The 15,829-nt window shown below is 65.4% G+C and carries 17 protein-coding genes; 9 read left to right on the forward strand and 8 right to left on the reverse strand.

The window, feature by feature from the left end:
- Positions 1–43 precede the first annotated feature (43 nt).
- Together mgrA and AB0N75_RS02310 are read left to right on the forward strand one after the other, a co-directional pair.
- Positions 44–1,084 carry an L-glyceraldehyde 3-phosphate reductase gene (gene mgrA / locus AB0N75_RS02305; RefSeq protein ID WP_364644446.1) on the forward strand — a complete coding sequence of 347 codons (1,041 nt, stop codon included), beginning with the start codon at positions 44–46 and terminating at the stop codon, positions 1,082–1,084.
- A gap of 4 nt (positions 1,085–1,088) precedes the next feature.
- Positions 1,089–1,421 (forward strand): GNAT family N-acetyltransferase, encoded by a 333-nt coding sequence (locus tag AB0N75_RS02310; protein WP_364644449.1) that lies wholly within the window; start codon positions 1,089–1,091, stop codon positions 1,419–1,421.
- A gap of 157 nt (positions 1,422–1,578) precedes the next feature.
- Here the strand turns inward: AB0N75_RS02310 and AB0N75_RS02315 are convergent, their stop codons facing one another.
- The gene (locus AB0N75_RS02315) at positions 1,579–1,980 is read right to left on the reverse strand and encodes a PLD nuclease N-terminal domain-containing protein (protein ID WP_364644452.1); all 402 of its coding nucleotides are present in this window, start codon (positions 1,978–1,980) and stop codon (positions 1,579–1,581) included.
- A 437-nt stretch (positions 1,981–2,417) separates the two neighbouring features.
- Between AB0N75_RS02315 and AB0N75_RS02320 the strand changes: the two genes are divergently transcribed.
- The 3 genes from AB0N75_RS02320 (at position 2,418) to AB0N75_RS02330 (ending at position 4,841) form a co-directional block, all read left to right on the forward strand.
- Positions 2,418–2,834: a hypothetical protein gene (locus AB0N75_RS02320; RefSeq protein WP_364644454.1), complete on the forward strand. Its 417-nt coding sequence runs from the start codon at positions 2,418–2,420 to the stop codon at positions 2,832–2,834.
- A gap of 132 nt (positions 2,835–2,966) precedes the next feature.
- Positions 2,967–4,136 carry an AI-2E family transporter gene (locus tag AB0N75_RS02325; RefSeq protein ID WP_364644457.1) on the forward strand — a complete coding sequence of 390 codons (1,170 nt, stop codon included), beginning with the start codon at positions 2,967–2,969 and terminating at the stop codon, positions 4,134–4,136.
- A 39-nt stretch (positions 4,137–4,175) separates the two neighbouring features.
- Complete coding sequence (locus AB0N75_RS02330) at positions 4,176–4,841, forward strand: GAP family protein (protein WP_364644460.1); 666 nt, start codon at positions 4,176–4,178, stop codon at positions 4,839–4,841.
- A 46-nt stretch (positions 4,842–4,887) separates the two neighbouring features.
- Here the strand turns inward: AB0N75_RS02330 and AB0N75_RS02335 are convergent, their stop codons facing one another.
- Genes AB0N75_RS02335 through AB0N75_RS02345 form a run of 3 tightly spaced genes read right to left on the reverse strand, consistent with a single transcriptional unit; the run spans position 4,888 to position 6,671 of the window.
- The gene (locus tag AB0N75_RS02335) at positions 4,888–5,349 is read right to left on the reverse strand and encodes a DUF3817 domain-containing protein (RefSeq protein WP_364644462.1); all 462 of its coding nucleotides are present in this window, start codon (positions 5,347–5,349) and stop codon (positions 4,888–4,890) included.
- A gap of 39 nt (positions 5,350–5,388) precedes the next feature.
- On the reverse strand, positions 5,389–6,240 hold the full coding sequence (locus tag AB0N75_RS02340) for a class II glutamine amidotransferase (protein WP_364644465.1): 852 nt from the start codon (positions 6,238–6,240) through the stop codon (positions 5,389–5,391).
- Positions 6,241–6,284: 44 nt separating this feature from the next.
- Positions 6,285–6,671, reverse strand: a complete 387-nt coding sequence (locus tag AB0N75_RS02345) for an SHOCT domain-containing protein (RefSeq protein ID WP_364644468.1) — start codon at positions 6,669–6,671, stop codon at positions 6,285–6,287.
- A 341-nt stretch (positions 6,672–7,012) separates the two neighbouring features.
- Here AB0N75_RS02345 and AB0N75_RS02350 point away from each other — a divergent pair, with 341 nt between their 5' ends.
- From AB0N75_RS02350 to AB0N75_RS02360, 3 genes are all read left to right on the forward strand, one after another.
- Positions 7,013–8,440 (forward strand): ATP-binding protein, encoded by a 1,428-nt coding sequence (locus AB0N75_RS02350; protein ID WP_364644471.1) that lies wholly within the window; start codon positions 7,013–7,015, stop codon positions 8,438–8,440.
- A 62-nt stretch (positions 8,441–8,502) separates the two neighbouring features.
- Entirely contained in the window at positions 8,503–9,135 is a 633-nt protein-coding gene (locus AB0N75_RS02355; protein ID WP_364644474.1) for a TetR family transcriptional regulator, read from the forward strand.
- A 4-nt stretch (positions 9,136–9,139) separates the two neighbouring features.
- Positions 9,140–11,740 carry an MMPL family transporter gene (locus tag AB0N75_RS02360; RefSeq protein WP_364644477.1) on the forward strand — a complete coding sequence of 867 codons (2,601 nt, stop codon included), beginning with the start codon at positions 9,140–9,142 and terminating at the stop codon, positions 11,738–11,740.
- Between the two features lie 43 nt (positions 11,741–11,783).
- Here AB0N75_RS02360 and AB0N75_RS02365 read toward each other — a convergent pair whose 3' ends face one another.
- The 4 genes from AB0N75_RS02365 to AB0N75_RS02380 all read right to left on the reverse strand — a co-directional run bounded on the left by AB0N75_RS02365 (position 11,784) and on the right by AB0N75_RS02380 (position 14,304).
- Positions 11,784–12,095, reverse strand: coding sequence for an MmcQ/YjbR family DNA-binding protein (locus tag AB0N75_RS02365; protein WP_364644480.1), 312 nt, complete (start codon positions 12,093–12,095; stop codon positions 11,784–11,786).
- Between the two features lie 99 nt (positions 12,096–12,194).
- Complete coding sequence (locus AB0N75_RS02370; RefSeq protein WP_364644483.1) at positions 12,195–12,491, reverse strand: hypothetical protein; 297 nt, start codon at positions 12,489–12,491, stop codon at positions 12,195–12,197.
- A gap of 42 nt (positions 12,492–12,533) precedes the next feature.
- The gene (locus AB0N75_RS02375) at positions 12,534–12,965 is read right to left on the reverse strand and encodes a hypothetical protein (RefSeq protein WP_364644486.1); all 432 of its coding nucleotides are present in this window, start codon (positions 12,963–12,965) and stop codon (positions 12,534–12,536) included.
- A gap of 1 nt (position 12,966) precedes the next feature.
- Positions 12,967–14,304 carry a 6-phospho-beta-glucosidase gene (locus tag AB0N75_RS02380; RefSeq protein WP_364644489.1) on the reverse strand — a complete coding sequence of 446 codons (1,338 nt, stop codon included), beginning with the start codon at positions 14,302–14,304 and terminating at the stop codon, positions 12,967–12,969.
- 214 nt (positions 14,305–14,518) lie between these two features.
- Between AB0N75_RS02380 and alr the strand changes: the two genes are divergently transcribed.
- Positions 14,519–15,829 (forward strand): alanine racemase, encoded by a 1,311-nt coding sequence (alr, locus tag AB0N75_RS02385; protein ID WP_364644491.1) that lies wholly within the window; start codon positions 14,519–14,521, stop codon positions 15,827–15,829.

Consider the following 15,829-nt stretch of genomic DNA (forward strand, 5'->3'; position numbering starts at 1 on the left):
GGGCCGGTCGGCATCTGCCGGCCCTCGATGGCATGATGAGTGGATGGCGTTTGAAGCTGCACAGAACCGGTACCAGAACATGCCCTACCGCCGAGTGGGACGAAGCGGCCTGAAACTGCCTGCCGTCTCGCTGGGGCTCTGGCACAATTTCGGCGACGACAAGCCGTTTGAGGTGCAGCGTGCCATCCTGCGCAGGGCCTTCGATTTGGGCGTGACACACTTCGATCTGGCCAACAACTACGGTCCGCCCGAGGGCAGCGCGGAGACGAATTTCGGTCGGCACATGCGCGAAGACTTTTTGCCCTACCGCGACGAGCTGGTGATTTCCACCAAGGCCGGCTACCTGATGTGGCCGGGGCCGTACGGTGAATGGGGCTCGCGTAAATACCTGCTGTCCAGTCTCGATGCCTCGCTGAAGCGGATGGGGCTGGACTATGTGGACATTTTCTACAGCCACCGGCCGGACCCGAACACGCCGCTGGAAGAGACGATGGGCGCCCTGGACCAGGCGGTCCGTTCCGGCAAAGCTCTGTACGCCGGCATCTCCTCCTACACGCCCGAACAGACCCGGGACGCGGCCCGCATCATGCGCGGACTGGGAACGCCACTGCTGATCCACCAACCCTCGTATTCGTTGCTGAACCGCTGGGTGGAAGATGCCAGCCCGAGCCTGCTGGAAGTGCTGGACCAGGAGGGCATGGGCTGCATCGCTTTCTCGCCGCTGGCCCAGGGAATGCTCACGGACCGCTACCTGAAAGGCGTCCCGGAGGATTCCCGCGCGGCACAGAACAAGTCGCTGTTCCCGCAAATGCTTGCCGAGGAAAACCTGGACCGTGTGCGCGGGCTGAACGAAATGGCGGAGAACCGCGGTCAGTCGCTGGCGCAAATGGCCATCGCCTGGGTGCTGCGCGAGCAGTCGAAGGGCTCGCCGGTGACCTCGGCGCTGATCGGGGCGTCCAGCGTCACGCAGTTGGAGGACAGCCTCGCCGCCGTAGCCAAGCTCAGTTTCACGGGCGAGGAAGCCGCCGCCATCGACCGGTTCGCGGTGGACTCCGATATCAACATCTGGAAGCCGAAAAGCTAGCTCCGTGGACCGTCCCGCCGCGACAGACGAGACGCCTCTGGACGTCCGCCTCACCGATGCGGCCGCGCTGGAGTTTGATCAGGTTCTCGCCTTATACGATGCCGTCGGTTGGACCGCCTACACCTCGTCGCCGGAGACGGTCTCGGCTGCCCTATCCGGTTCCACCGCCATCGCCGTTGCCCACGCCGGCACCGAACTGGTTGGGCTGGCCCGGGTGATATCCGACGGGGCATCGATCTGCTATCTGCAGGACGTGCTGGTCCGTCCGGCCTTCCAGCGGCGGGGGATCGGCCGACGGCTGGTGCGGTCTCCCACGTTCGGCAAAAGGTCCTGCTGACGGATGACGAGGCAGGCCAGAAGGCGTTCTACGAATCCCTTGGCTATACGCAGGTCACCGACAACGACGGCGGCGCCTTGCGTGCCTTCGCCCGGTTCGACGACTGAGGTCCCGCCCGCACTGGGTGGCGGGCGGGGAAATGCCCCGACGATCTTCGTTAGGGCACGCGGAGGCCGTGGAGCGCGTGCTTCTTGATGGCCGAATACTCGTCGGCGGAGATCGTGCCCATATCCAGCAGGGATTTCGCTTTCGCGATCTCGTCGCTGGGACTGGTTCCGGCGACGTCCCCAATGTATTTGTTGACCGCTTCCTGCGTGTCCAGGGCGCGTTGCTGGCTTCTTTCGGCCATGCCGGTTCCCCGCGCTATGAGATAGACCAGCACCGTGAGGAAGGGGAGGAAAATCAGGAAGACGATCCATATGGCCTTCCACCAGCCATCCAGCGATCGGTCTCTAAACAGGTCGGCGACGACGGAAAACAGCGTAATGAGGTAGGCGACAAACGCGACCGTCCAAAAGAGGAACCAGAAGAAGTCCCAAAAGTCTTCCCATAAGTTCACGATCAGTCCTCTCGGTCGCGCCCTGGAGGCAATGGCAACGGTATGCACTGTCCCGCCACGTTGCCTGCGTTCTAGGCTTAAGGATCGTCGTCCATCGTCGCAGGCACCTCATCCATTCCGGGTGAGGTAGGTGGCGGCGGGCCTCCGTCTGCTCGGCCCACCGCTTTCCGGCTCGTCTGAGGGTCTGATCGCTGGCCCGGGTGCGCGCCCTTCCTCGGACAGAGCACCGCCGTCGTGCTCTTCCTCGATGCCAACTGGCTTCCTCGCGGCCTTCAAACGGCGTTATCCGCAAAAAGCCCTCTCCTAAGGGAGCCGAATTCACCCCCGGTGGGTGAAGCACACCACCAGCGGCCCGACCCACACTTGAAGTGTCTGTAAACCTGTCTGCCAATGGCCGACGGCGCCGGCGCGACCGGTATCCAAGAGAGGAACAGTCAATGTCGAAACAACACCCGGTTTTGCTGGGAACTGCCGCTTTAGGGCTGGCCGTGGGGATGCTGACGGGCTGCTCCGCCAGTCCCGAGGAGAATGTTGCCAAAGCCTGCGGGGCATCCGATGCCTTCACAGCCGCCCTGCAAAACTTTCGAGACACCCTGACGCCGGATGCCACCATCGATGAGATCCGCTCGGCCCGGGAAGAGGTCAGCAATACCTTTAACGATCTCAAGGGGGCAACCACAAACGTGGCGAAGGACAGGACCGACGCCCTGGCTTCCGCCATGGACGAGCTGAAGGCTGCCGTGGACGACGTTCCCGATGACGCCACCGTTCGGCAAGCGGTTACTTCCTTGAAGAACGAAGCAGACAACGTCAAATCCGCTCGTGACGGAGTAGCAAGCGAGCTCAACTGTTAAGTCCGATGCCTCGAGGGCTGGCTGGTCCAGGACCGGAGAAGCGTACCCGGTCTGCCGGGAAGCGCCGCGTCCGTCCCCTTCTGACAACACATCCGCGCCCCTAGACTACGACTAGCGGCGAAGGAGGGGGCAATGCAGCCTGAATCACCGGTACCCGAAGGGTCCGAACCGGTCCCGCGTCCTGGCCTTCCCCGCGCTACCACCATTCTGCTTGCCCTCGGCGGCGCAACCGTGGCAGCCTTCGGCATCGCCGCGATCCGGGGGATCTTCACACCAATATTCCTGGCGTTGGTGATCACCATCTGCGTGCATCCGGTCCGGCGCTGGTTGCAGCAGCACGGAGTACCACGGGGAGTTGCCACCGGCGCCACCATCGCCGCCGGATTCGCCGTGCTGATCGGCCTTTCCGTTGTCCTGCTTGCAGCACTCGCTCAGTTCTCTGCGCTGCTGCCGCAATACGCTCCCCAGCTGCACCAGCTGGGCGCCTCTATCGCCCAAATGCTGGAGTCGGTGGGAGTCGGCTCCGAACAGGCGCAGACTGTACTGCAGGCATTCACCCCCGGCCGCATCATCGGGGTCATCACCGATTTGCTGGGGAACATCACTGGTCTTATCGGCGTACTGGTGATCATCCTGACGATGCTCATTTTGATGGCCATTGACGGAGGACGAGTGGCCGCCCTCCTGACCCATCTGCAGCCCCATCGGCCGGCCATGGCCACTGCCTTCAGCGGCTTCGCCGTCGACGTACGCCGTTATACCGTGGCCACCGCCATCCTGGGAGCTGCCCAGGGCCTGTTCAACTGGCTCGTCCTGTTTATCCTGCAAGTCCCCGGCGCCATGGCCTGGGGGGTGCTGTCGTTTATCTGCAGCTTCATTCCCAACATCGGTTACTTCATCGCCATTATTCCGCCGCTGGTCTTTGGCGCCCTGAGCGGGGGCTGGCCCGTTGTCCTCGCCGTCATACTCACCTACGGCGTGATTAACAGCGTCATCCAGTCGATCATTCAGCCCAAGTACATTGGCAATGCGGTCTCCCTCAGCGAGACTTTGACCTTTGTCTCGGTGCTATTCTGGGCCGTCGTCCTCGGAGCAGTGGGTGCCATCCTCGCCGTTCCCCTGACCTTGCTGGTCCGCACCATCCTCCTCGACTCGGACCCAACCAAGGTCTGGCGTCGGGCTTTGACGGGGGACAAGAAGGACATCGAATCTGCCCTGAGGCTCGAAGACGACGCCATCCGTTCCCGCCGCCCACGACGGAAATCGGACCGCCGGCACCCCGATGGCACGCGGAAGAAATGATGTCGCGGCACGCTGCCGTCAGAGCCGGGTGAGCACCGCGTGCTGCAACTCATCGTGAGCCTTGTGCCGGTCGCCGTAGCCGGGGCGATGAGCACGGTGCCGGCCAGCATCACCATCATCATTCTGCTCTCGCCTCGTCCACGGCGGCGTGCCTTGGCGTTCCTGATCAGCACCATCGCCGGGTCGGTCGTGATCGTCGGTCTCTCTTCGGTTGGGCTGGGCCTCATGCCCGTCATTCCGAGGTGGAACGAGGATGAGCTGACGGCCGCGCTGGGCCTGGTGATCGGCGCCTTCCTGATCGGCTACGCCGTCTACCTTTTCCGGCGCAAGGGCACAGGGGAGAGCGCCATGCTGGGCAAGATCACCGCGCGGTTCCAGTCCGCCCGCACGTGGGAATTCATCGGACTGGGCCTGGGACTGAATCTGCGTCCGAAGGCACTCCTGCTGGCCATCACCGCAGGGGTGCTGATCAGCGTCCAAGAACCGTCACCCCTTGCGGGAGCCTTATTGGTTCTCGGCTATGCGGTTGTCGCCCAGTCGGCCGTCGTCCTGCCGATTACCTACTGGGTTCGGGCGCCGGAACGAGCCGAAGGGCAGCTGGCGGCCGCCTATGCCTGGTTACAACGAAACGGCCGACTGGTGACGGCGGTGACGATGCTCGCCATAGGTGCCTTTATCGGAGGCTACAGCCTGCTCCAACTCTGATGCCGGCGGGAGATGAACCCGACTTTGGAAAGCAGCGGCCCACGAATTACGAAAACCAGGTGCCGGGCGGGCCCAGGAACAGCAGGACGCTGAAGACCACTGCCACCGCTGCGAGGGCCACCACGACGGCGGTGACCGGCTTGGTGAGCACCCACGCCTGAAGCTTCTCCAGCACACCCTGTGGCCGCTCGCCGCCGGCAGCCAGTCGCCATCCGCCATCGAGTCTGCCGCGGCGCTCCATCGCACGTTCCATGGGAATCGTGGCATACGGGACGAAGGCAGCAGCCAGCGCCAGCGTGCCCTGACCGAGGGACCATTTCTGGTTCACCCAGGTGAAGCAGGTGCTGGTCACATAGCAGAGGAAGACGAAGCCGTGCAGGCCGCCGCCGATTCTCACGCCGAGTTCAGTGGTGTGGGTGCCGTATTTCAGCACCAGACCGGCCAGAAGCAGGGTCCAGGTGACGGCCTCGGCTAGAGCGACGGTCCGGAACAGGGTGCGCGGAGACACATGCGGTCCTTGGGTTGGGGAAGGGGGTTCCCTCCCAAACTACCGTCCGGAGGTCGTTGCGGCTGAATCCTCGGGTGTGAATGGATGCGTGCTTACTTCGCCGTCATGTACAACGACGCAGGTTGACTCCGGCACTTCCTCCCAGGCTCCCTGCAGATCGCCCAATGGTTCGGATACCACCAAGCGTGCATCGTCGGAGACCAATTTCAGCATGGGGTTGTCGGGATACTGGGCTCTCAGGGTCGCGACGTCTGTGCTGTGGAACAAGGAGCGCGACCGGCCTTCGCTGGAGTAGCGGAAGGCCCAGGTGGTGTCCCCGTCGGTAGTGGCGACGGTCATCTGCAGCGGGTTTTCGATGCCGTGGTTTTTGCCGGTGCTTTCGATAAGCCCAACTGCGGAGGCTACCGCTGCCGGCGGGTCCTGCTCCAGACCGAAGGTGAGCGCGAGCATGAAGAACACTTCGGAGTCTGTTGATCCTTCGATCAGGGGGAAGAGGCCAGGCTCCACGGCCAGCACCAGGTCCCGCCGGACCTTCGGAAAGTCCCTGATGAGCCCGTTGTGCATCCACAGCCAATGCCCGTGGCGAAATGGATGGCAGTTCGTCTGCTGCACGGCCGACCCGGTGGAGGCACGGATGTGCGCGAATACACGGCCGGAGGACGCGTGGGACGAGAGTTCCTGCAGGTTGCGGTCGTTCCACGCGGGTTCCGTGCTGCGGAAGATCCCCGGCGTAGGCAAGTTGCCGTACCAGCCAACGCCGAAGCCGTCTCCATTGGTGGTTTCAGCACCCAAGCGGGAGTGTTTGCTCTGCATGACGAGCGAATTGGCAGGTTTGAATAACAGGTCGTCCAAGTGCACGGGCGATCCCGAATACGCCAGCCAGCGGCACATGGCTACCTCCTCTGGGCGCACATAGCACCAAGTCAGCGCCGGCGTCAGGCCAGGACGCGGGTCTTGATCTTCGTGTAGTCGCTTTCGGTGATGGTTCCGGAGTCCAAAAGCGCTTTAGCCTTCGAGATTTCCTCGCTGGGACTCGTCCGGGCGACATCGCGGATGTACGACTCGGTGTACTCCTGATTGATGCGTGCGCGCTCGGCCGAACGTTCCGTCATGCCGGAGCCCCTGGCGATGAGATAGATCAAGGCCGTCAGGAACGGTACGAAGATCAAGAAAATCATCCAGACTGCCTTGAGCCAGCCGTTGAGAGTGTGGTCGCGGAAAATATCGCCAATAATCATGAACACAGCGATCAAGTAGGTCGTGAAGGCGAAAACCCAAACAAACCACCAGATGATGCTCCAGAAGTTCTCCCAGAAGTCCATCGGAAATCCTATTCATTATGTTGGCCCATGACCGTAAATATTGCGGCCCGGGATGATTCCCCTCAAACGCAACCCCGCAGGCTTATCCAGCGGACTGCCTTCTCAGGCGCCGTCGGAGACTCGTGGCAAGTGAGCCTCCGATAGGTAGAGCTAGTATCGTCCGGCTGTCAGAGCCGGCACCTCATCCTGCAAGGGTGAGATTCCGGGGCTGGTTCAACGGCCTTTGGGCGCCCTCAGCGGCGGCAGCATTCTCCCTTGTGCGGGCCCGGAATGCTTGGGAAACTCAAGGCGGAGCTAATGCAGTCCGCTGAATTTAAGCCACGCTTTCGGGAGCCGGGACAATGGCCGCAGACCATGTCGATGACCACTCACTAGCAGCTGACGGTTTCATGGCCGCGTCCGTGGACGGGCGTTCCTTCAGCTTTCAGGGCGTGGGTCGGGAACGGCTTGATCTAGGTTCACTGGTTTCCATCGACGTGCCCGACCGGCTGCCGATGATGGGCCAGATCCATCAGCTCCGCATGGGGGAAAGCGGCGTCATGAGCGGCTCGGGGCGGATCATAGGTTCCTTCAATTCGGAAGGAATGGTCACACCGGTCCCCGCCGCGGGGTTTCGTGAGGCGCGGATCGCCGCCGCAGACCGGAGCCTGGTCGAGTTGCTCCATTCTTCCTCGGGCGCCCTGTTGGAGATTGGTACTTTCACGAACACGGACCGCTTCGACGCACGGTTGATTCCGAAAAAATTCAACCGCCATACGTTTTGGTGCGGCCAAAGCGGCTCAGGAAAGACCTATGCCTTGGGCGTTGTCCTTGAGGAGATACTGCTGCGGACCAGGCTGCCGATGGTGATTCTCGACCCCAACGCAGACTTCGTACTGCTGGGTGAATCGGCCGACAAAGCAGCGGCCGGGTCCGCTGCCCCGCTGGGCTCCCGGAGCGTCCGCGTCTTGCGTCCGAATGTCGAGGGAGCGGAGCCGCTGCGTGCCCGTTTTTCAACCATGTCGACCCGATCCCAGGCGGCGGTACTGCGCCTCGACCCCTTGATTGACCGGGCGGAGTACAACGACTTCCTGCATATAGAAAACTTCATCGGGGGAGCCGAGCCGGAGTCCATCGTCGAACAGTTGCGGAGGGCCCAATCACCAGGGTCCGATGCCTTGGCATCCCGGATTGAAAACCTCAGGCTCGCTGAATGGCGCGTGTGGGCACGCCACGACGCCGCGGCTTCGGAGATCCTCGCCGGCCGACCGGACGCTACCGTACTCGATTTGGGCGGGTTCGATTTCGCCGAAGAGTCGCTCGTGGTGGTCCTGTCCGTCCTCGACAGCCTCTGGGCTGCCCGGGATGCCCGAGAGCCGCTGCTCATCGTGATCGATGAGGCCCACAATCTCTGCTCATCCGAGCCTGGCAGCCCTTTGCAGCGAGCCGTGCGCGAACGCATCGTCCAAATTGCCGCCGAAGGGAGGAAGTTCGGTTTGTGGCTGCTCCTGTCGACCCAGCGGCCGTCCAAGCTCGACCCGGACATCATCTCGCAATGCGACAATCTGGCCCTCATGAAGATGAGCTCGCCGAGCGATCTGGACGGGCTGGCGTCCACCTTCGGGTTTGTTCCGCGGACCTTCCTCGAACTCTCCCCGTTCTTTCGGCAGGGCGAGGCCCTCTTTGCCGGCGGATTCGTTCCAGCGCCGGGCCTGGTGACGGTGCGGACTCGATTGACGCGGGAGGGCGGCTCCGATGTACGCGTACCGCTGAGGGAGATGCCTACGTAAGCGTCCTCCGTGCACACCGGGCAATTTTGCATGGTGTGCAAGTTTAGTTCTAAGCTGTGGGGGTGAACGTAGACAGCGGGGTCCCTCTGGAGGGGCGGCGCGAAAAGAACAAGGTGGCAACCCGCGCAGCCATGACGGCTGCGGCGTTGCGGCTCGCCCGCGAGCACGGGCCCGGCGGCTTCACCGTTGACCAGTTGGCCGTCGAGGCGGGAGTCTCGCGTCGGACCTTCTTCAATTACTTTCCGTCCATCGAGGCAGCGGTCACGCTGCCGGTGGAGGAATTCCTGGAAGAGTCTTTCGCACGGCTCGATGAGCGCTCCGCCGACGAACCGATCATGGACGCCGTGCTCGCCACGTTGGGCGGGGACATCAGCCAGGAACGGCTGGCGCTGCTCTGCGAGATCTACCAAATGGGTGCCGACGACGCGCAGCTTGAACGCATGCAGCTGCAGATCTGGCGCCAGGCCCAGCAGTCGCTCGAAGACGGGCTGCGCCACCGGCTGCCGGAGAGCGCCGGCGAACTGACGGTCACCGCGCTCGCCGGATCGCTGATTGCCTGTGCCCAGGCTGCCATGCGGATGGCAGCCACCCAGACGCCCGACGGCGAGGCACCTCCGCCGTCGGCCTTCCGGCAGCAACTGCTGGAGAGCCTCGACCTGCTGCGTACCGGTTTCAACATCAACTCCAAGGACTAATCGCATGGCTTCACTGCTCTACAGACTCGGCAAACTGGCCGCGCGCAAGCGCTGGTTGTTTGTCTCTGCATGGCTGGTAATCATGGTGGCCGTCGGCGCTTCCGTCGCAGCCTTCATGGGCACGCTGTCGAACAGCTTTACCATTCCGGGCACCCCCGCGCAGGCGGTGGCGGACGAGCTGCAGGAGAAACTGCCGGACGCCTCCGGCGGACTCGGCACCATTGTGTTCACGACGGCGGACGGCACGGCATTCACTGCCAAGCAGGAGGAGGCCATTGCCCAGATCTCCGCGGACCTGACCGACCTGGACGCCGTCAAGCGCGCCACGGATCCGGTGGACCTGCAGGCCTCGCTGGACACCGCCCCGGAGAAAATTGCCGACGGCGAAGAGAAACTGGAAGCCGCGGCGCAGAAGCTCGACGACGGCCGGGCCGAACTGGATTCAGGCAAGGCACAGCTGGAGCCGGGGCTGCAGCAAGTACAGGCCGCGGAGGCACAGATCGAGCAGCTCGAAGCCGCCGGCCAAACCGCCATGGCCGAGCAGGTCCGTGCCCAGCTGGAGCCGCAGCGGGCCCAGCTGGAAGAGGCGCAGGCGCAGCTGGACGAAGCCGAGCAGCGGCTGGAGGACGGCCGGGCCGAGTATGAGACCGGGGTTGCCGATCTGGAAGCGGCCAAGCTGCAGCAGCAGTCATCGGACGGACTCAGGTTCGTAGCCGAGGACGGTTCGGCCGCCTTCGTCCAGGTCCAGTTCGAACAGGACATGATGTCGGTCTCCAAGGAGGACCGCGAACAGGTCCAGCAAGTCACCGAAGCCGGCTTGGTTTCCGGCCTCCAGGCGGAGTACAGCAAGGACATCGTCGAAGACATTTCCAGCCTGTTCGGTGCGGCCGAGGTCATCGGTATTGCCGTGGCTGCCGCGGTGCTGGTGTTGATGCTCGGCACGCTGCTGGCTGCCGGGCTGCCGCTGCTGATGGCGCTGGTCGGCGTCGGCGTCGGGGTAGGCGGCACCATGGCCCTGAGCGGTCTGGTCGAGATGAGCTCCGTTTCGCCGGTGCTGGCGCTGATGCTGGGGCTGGCCGTGGGCATCGACTATTCGCTGTTCATTGTGAACCGCCACCGCACCCAGATGCTGTCCGGTGTTCCGCTGGTCGAGTCCATCGGCCGTGCCACCGGAACCTCCGGCAACGCGGTGCTCTTCGCCGGGCTCACCGTGATCATCGCGCTCGCCGCGCTGGCCGTGCCGGGCATTCCGTTCCTGACCGTACTGGGACTGGCCGGAGCCGCAACGGTGGCCGTCGCCGTCGTCGTTGCCCTGACCCTGACTCCGGCGCTGCTCGCCATCATGGGCCGGCGCATCCTCTCCAAGCGGGCCTGGGCCAAGGCCGGGCTGACCGGCCCGGTGGCCGCCGATGCCCAGGTCTCGGCGCCGGGTCACGAATTCCACAACGATCCGAAGCGCAGCTGGGGCAAATCGGTCACCAAACACCCGTGGCTGGCGCTGATCGCGGGCGTGGCCCTGCTGGGCGTGATGGCAGTGCCGGCCGCCGAGCTAAGGCTGGGCCTGCCGGACGGCAGCTCCGAACCGGCGGACTCGACGGCCTACCAGTCCTACACCCAGCTGGGCGAAAACTTCGGCGAAGGAATCAACGGTCCGTTGATCGTGGTGGCCGACCTGCCGGCCGGACTGGAGGGGGCCGAGACGGACGAGACCCTGCTGAAGCTCTCGCAGGAACTGCGCGCCATGGATCATGTGTCCGCCGCCGTTCCGACCGGCACCAGTGAGGACGGCCGCACCGCGGTGCTGCAGGTCATTCCGGAGGAAGGCCCGGCCGCCGAAAGCACCGAGGAGCTGGTCCACAACCTGCGGGCCCAGACGGACGCTCTCGAGCAGAGCACCGGCGTCGGGATTTCGGTCACCGGCCAGCCGCCGATGCAGATCGATGTTTCGGACAAGCTGGCGGACGCCATGCCGGTCTACCTGGCCATCGTCATCGGGCTCTCGCTGATCCTGCTGCTGCTGGTCTTCCGCTCCATCCTGGTTCCGCTGCTGGCCACCGCCGGTTTCCTGCTCTCGCTGGGGGCCAGCTTCGGCGCCGTCGTGGCCATCTATCAGTGGGGCTGGCTGGGCAACCTGTTCGATGTGCATGACCCGGGGCCCATCCTGAGCTTCCTGCCGATGATCATGATCGGCGTGCTCTTTGGCCTGGCGATGGACTACCAGATGTTCCTGGTCTCCGGCATGCGCGAATCGTATGCGCACGGCGAAGACGCCAGGGCGGCCGTGGTCAGCGGCTTCAACCACGGCGCCAAGGTGGTCACCGCCGCGGCCATCATCATGGTCTCCGTTTTCGCCGGGTTCATCTTCTCCCACCTAACCATGGTCCGGCCGATCGGCTTCGCACTGGCACTGGGTGTGCTGCTGGACGCCTTCGTGGTCCGGATGACGCTGATCCCGGCGGCCATGCACCTGTTCGGCAAGGCCGCATGGTGGATGCCCCGATGGCTGGACAAGATCCTGCCGGACGTGGACGTGGAAGGCGCCAAGCTGGTTCAGCAGGTGGAAACGCCCGAGCAGGATCAGGCCCTGGCGGCCGGAATCCGCTAGGAAACGCTAACCCGAATCAGCTGCCGGCGGCCGGCACCATCCCTCAGGGAAGGTGCCGGCCGCCGGCGATTCTGAACGATTCATCGAGCAGTTCTTCGAGTTCGGCCGGTGAAACCTTGGCCAAGTGCAGGAGCACCAGTTGCGGCGACCGGTCATGGTGCGGCGTCCAGAAGAAAACGTCCGGGTCCGTGCCGGCCAGGGCCTCCCGTTCCTCGGTCTTGACGGTCAGCACGCCCGGCTCCCAGATGCGGGCCATGAGCGTCTTCGCGAACCACGCCGGCCGGCCCCAGCTGGGCCGTTCAGTGACGCCGGGATGGGCCAGGCAGAGGCGGCGCGCATCGTCCTCGGTGGGCATGCACTTACCTTGCCACCGTTCCGACCGCCGGCGCCAGCGCCGTCGGAGGGTTGATCCGGACCACGCGTTGCCCGGCCGGCTGGCAGTTCCGGCGGGGCCTCAGCCTTGCGGGCTGTTTCCGTCGTCGCGGTCGGCGCGGCCGCCGGCCTCGCTCTGGCCGCCGGGTTTGGGCTTGTCACCGGGGATCGGGGCGGGGGCCGGAGCTTGCTGTTGCCGTTCCTGTTCGATCCGCGCCTCGTAGCGGCCCGGGGCGAAGATTTCCTCCATCGCGCCGAACATGCCGGAGAGCCCCGATGACCCGGGACCGCCACGCCATGGCCGGGACGCCATCGCCACGGTCGCGGCGATGATCAACACCACCAGGCCCACGGCGATCAGGCCGCCAACGAAGTCCATGTGATGATTATGTCCCAGGAAGCCGGCGGCGGCGAGGCTCGCTCAGCCGGCCTTCGGATTGCGGGCGGCCCGGGCTGCGTTGCGCAGGAAAACGGCCACCACCGCTGCGGCCAAAGCGGGCAGGTAGAACCAGCCAACCGTTGCCGTGGCCAGCGCGATGAACCCAAACAACAAGGCGCAGCAGATGATACCGGCCAGCCAGGCAGCGCGGCGGGGAACCAGCAGCGGAAGCAGCGTCAACAGCGGCGGAACAGCCAGCGGAATGAGGATGGTCCCCGGACTGGCCTGGAGCAGCGTGAGAGTTTCGATGCTGCGTTCCGGCTCGGCTCCGGGGGAACCGGACACCGTCTCCTGCACGACCGTGGGCAGGAACAGGGCGGCGGCGCTGGCCGCCAGTGCCAGTAAGCAGGCCGCAGCCTGGACCACGGTCGGCACCCTTGACCCTGAACCGCTGGTGCCCGGACCCTCTTCCATCTCAGTTCCAGCGGTATCCGTGGGCCTGTTCGTAGGCCTCGAGCAGCCGATGGGCCACGTGGCCGGAGGTGATCAGCGGGTGGATCATAAAGGCCCGCAGCGCGGCAGCACGGTCGCCCTGCCCGCCGCGGATTACTTCCTGCTCCACTGCTTTGATTTGGGTCATCAAGCCGGCTTGGTGCAGGCTCAGCGGCTTCACCGGCAGGGGGCGGGCGCCGTCGGCGTCGACCTCCGAGGGTACCTCGATGACGGCGTCCTCCGGCAGCTGCGGGATGGTCCCGGCATTGCGGACGTTGAGGATCTGTTCGCTCCGCTCTCCGGTCAGCAGGGCGCGCATCACGTCCAGCGCAACGTGCTCGTAGCCGCCTGCGGCGCGATCCTCCTCATCGCGGGAAACGCCGATCTCGCGGGCCTCGGACAGGTAGCTTTCCTCACGGCGCCGGAGGGCGTCTTCCCATTCCGCGTACGGCGTGCCGGAGGCCTGCAGCCTGCCGTACAACTCCTGCTGCAGCTCATGGATGGACTCGCCGCGGGTCTGGGCCGCCCCGGCCAGCGCCATAGTGGCTTCGCGGCGGAAGTAGTAATAGAACAGGTAGGCATTGGGGATGACGCCGAGGATCTGCAGTTCCCGGGTCCCGAAGATGCGGCCCTCCTCAAACGACTGCAGCCTGCCGGGGTCGGCGAGCAACTCCGGAAGGCGGTCCCCGCCGTCGCGCTCCAATCCGCGCAGCCACCCCAAATGGTTCAACCCCACGTAGTCCACTCCCGCCAACGAGCCGCGGCGCAGCGGGGCACCGGCGGCCTTGGCGGAGCGGCGGACCAGCCCGAGGGGCGTGTCGCAGATGCCGATCACCCGGTGGCCGAGCACCGGCAGCAGGGCTTCGGTGACCATTCCGGCGGGATTGGTGAAGTTGATCAGCCACGCGTCGGGGCTCAGCTCGCGCAGCCGGTTGGCGATATCCAGTGCGGCGGGGACTGCCCGCAGGCCGCAGGCAATGCCTGCCGCTCCGGTGGTCTCCTGACCCAGCAGGTTCAGCCGGCTGGCAATGCGTTCGTCCTGCGTCCTGCCCTGCGTGCCGCCGGGACGAATGGCTGAGAAGACGACGTCGGCACCGGCCAGCGCGCCGTCGAGGCTGCGGGCGGACTCAATCCTCGGCGGCCGGACGCCCCCGGGCAACGGAGCATCCGCCAGCACCCGGGCGATCGCCTGCTGGCGGCCCGCGTCCACGTCGTGGAGTACCAGCCGGTCCACCAATCCCGCCGCCGGCCCCTCGGCCAGCGCGCGGTAGACCAGCGGCACGCGGAACCCGCCGCCGCCCAGAATGGCAAGTGTTGCCACCGCTTCCCCCGAACATTGACATTGGATAACAATCGGCGGACCCGAGCCCGGGACGCGCCCCTTGCTTGTATTGTGCCAGCTAGGGCAAACCACGCATCCTTGCCGCGTGAATCCGCGGCCCGGTCGAAGGGCCCTGCCGGCGTGTCCCATGCGGTGCCCGTGCTCCGCGTAACCCTTCAGCTGGAAAGCAAGCTTCGGATGGGAGAATAAATCCGTGAGCTCTACAACGTCACCGCTGCCCTATGACCGTCAAGCCGTCATCAACCTGGACGCGATCCGCGTCAACGTGCGGCACCTGCGTGAGATCGCAGCCCCCGCCCGCGTGATGGCGGTGGTCAAGGCGGACGCCTACGGCCACGGCGCCATTCCCGTGGCCCGCGCCGCACTGGAAGCCGGTGCCGGCTGGCTGGGCGTGGCCCACTTCACCGAGGGTCTGGCCCTGCGGGAAGCGGGCATCGACGCCCCCATCCTGGCGTGGCTGCACACCCCGGATACCGACTTCGCCGCCGGCATCGAGGCGGGGATCGACGTGGGCGTTTCCGGCTGGGAGCTGGAACCGGTGGTCAAGGCCGCCCGACAGTTGGAACGTCCCGCGCGCGTGCACCTGAAGATTGACACCGGCCTGGGCCGCAACGGCTGTCCGCCGGCGCTCTGGGAAGACCTGGTCAACCGGGCCGTGGAGTACCAGGAACAGGGGCTGCTTCGCGTGGTGGGCGTGTTCTCCCACTTGGCCGTTGCCGATGAACCGCACCGGCCCGAGACGGACGAGCAGGTGGACCGCTTCCGGGAGGCGGTGGCGGTGGCAGAGAACGCCGGCTTGGATCTGGAAGTCCGGCACCTGGCCAACACGCCCGGCACGCTCAGCCGCCCGGATGCACACTTCGACATGGTCCGCGTGGGCCTGGGCATCTACGGGCTGTCGCCCTTTGACGGGCAGAGCCCCGAGGAACTGGGGCTGGTGCCGGCCATGACGCTGCGCGCCCGGGTGGCCAACTGCAAGCAGGTACCGCCCGGCCAGGGCGTCTCCTATGGGCTGAACTACCTGACCACCGAGCCCACCACGCTGGTCCTGGTGCCGCTGGGCTATGCAGACGGCATCCCGCGCAGCGCCTCCGGCGTCCAGGTGGCCATCGAGGGCAAGCGCTACGACGTGGTGGGACGGGTGGCCATGGACCAGTTCGTGGTGGATTTGCGGACCAGCAACGCCCGCGACCTCACCGGCGAGGAAGTGATCATCTTCGGCCCGGGCCCGGATGTTCCCGATGCCCACGACTGGGCGGTCGCCGCCGGCACCATCAACTATGAGATTGTCACCCGGGTGAGCCCGCGCGTCCCGCGCTACTACACCGGGACCGCCGAGGACCAGGACGACGGCGGGGAAGCCGCTCCCGTGGCGGAAGCGGCGGGGCTTACCGCGTCCGCGGCGGAACAGGCCGCCGCAGCCGCCCAAGTCCGCGCCGCCTTGCCCGTGGCGGACGACCGGAACACGGACAGCGCCGGGGACGCCGGCGCGGTGCTGGCATGA

Origin of the sequence: Arthrobacter sp. NPDC089319, assembly GCF_040684925.1 — a bacterium.
GTDB lineage: Bacteria > Actinomycetota > Actinomycetes > Actinomycetales > Micrococcaceae > Crystallibacter.

Coding starts and splice junctions, on each gene's coding strand:
- mgrA (WP_364644446.1), top strand. CDS start 44: ATGGCGTTTGAAGCTGCACAGAACCGGTACCAGAACATGCCCTACCGC.
- AB0N75_RS02325 (WP_364644457.1), top strand. CDS start 2,967: ATGCAGCCTGAATCACCGGTACCCGAAGGGTCCGAACCGGTCCCGCGT.
- AB0N75_RS02320 (WP_364644454.1), top strand. CDS start 2,418: ATGTCGAAACAACACCCGGTTTTGCTGGGAACTGCCGCTTTAGGGCTG.
- AB0N75_RS02365 (WP_364644480.1), bottom strand. CDS start 12,095: ATGCCCACCGAGGACGATGCGCGCCGCCTCTGCCTGGCCCATCCCGGC.
- AB0N75_RS02340 (WP_364644465.1), bottom strand. CDS start 6,240: ATGTGCCGCTGGCTGGCGTATTCGGGATCGCCCGTGCACTTGGACGAC.
- AB0N75_RS02350 (WP_364644471.1), top strand. CDS start 7,013: ATGGCCGCAGACCATGTCGATGACCACTCACTAGCAGCTGACGGTTTC.
- AB0N75_RS02375 (WP_364644486.1), bottom strand. CDS start 12,965: ATGGAAGAGGGTCCGGGCACCAGCGGTTCAGGGTCAAGGGTGCCGACC.
- AB0N75_RS02360 (WP_364644477.1), top strand. CDS start 9,140: ATGGCTTCACTGCTCTACAGACTCGGCAAACTGGCCGCGCGCAAGCGC.
- AB0N75_RS02345 (WP_364644468.1), bottom strand. CDS start 6,671: ATGGACTTCTGGGAGAACTTCTGGAGCATCATCTGGTGGTTTGTTTGG.
- AB0N75_RS02370 (WP_364644483.1), bottom strand. CDS start 12,491: ATGGACTTCGTTGGCGGCCTGATCGCCGTGGGCCTGGTGGTGTTGATC.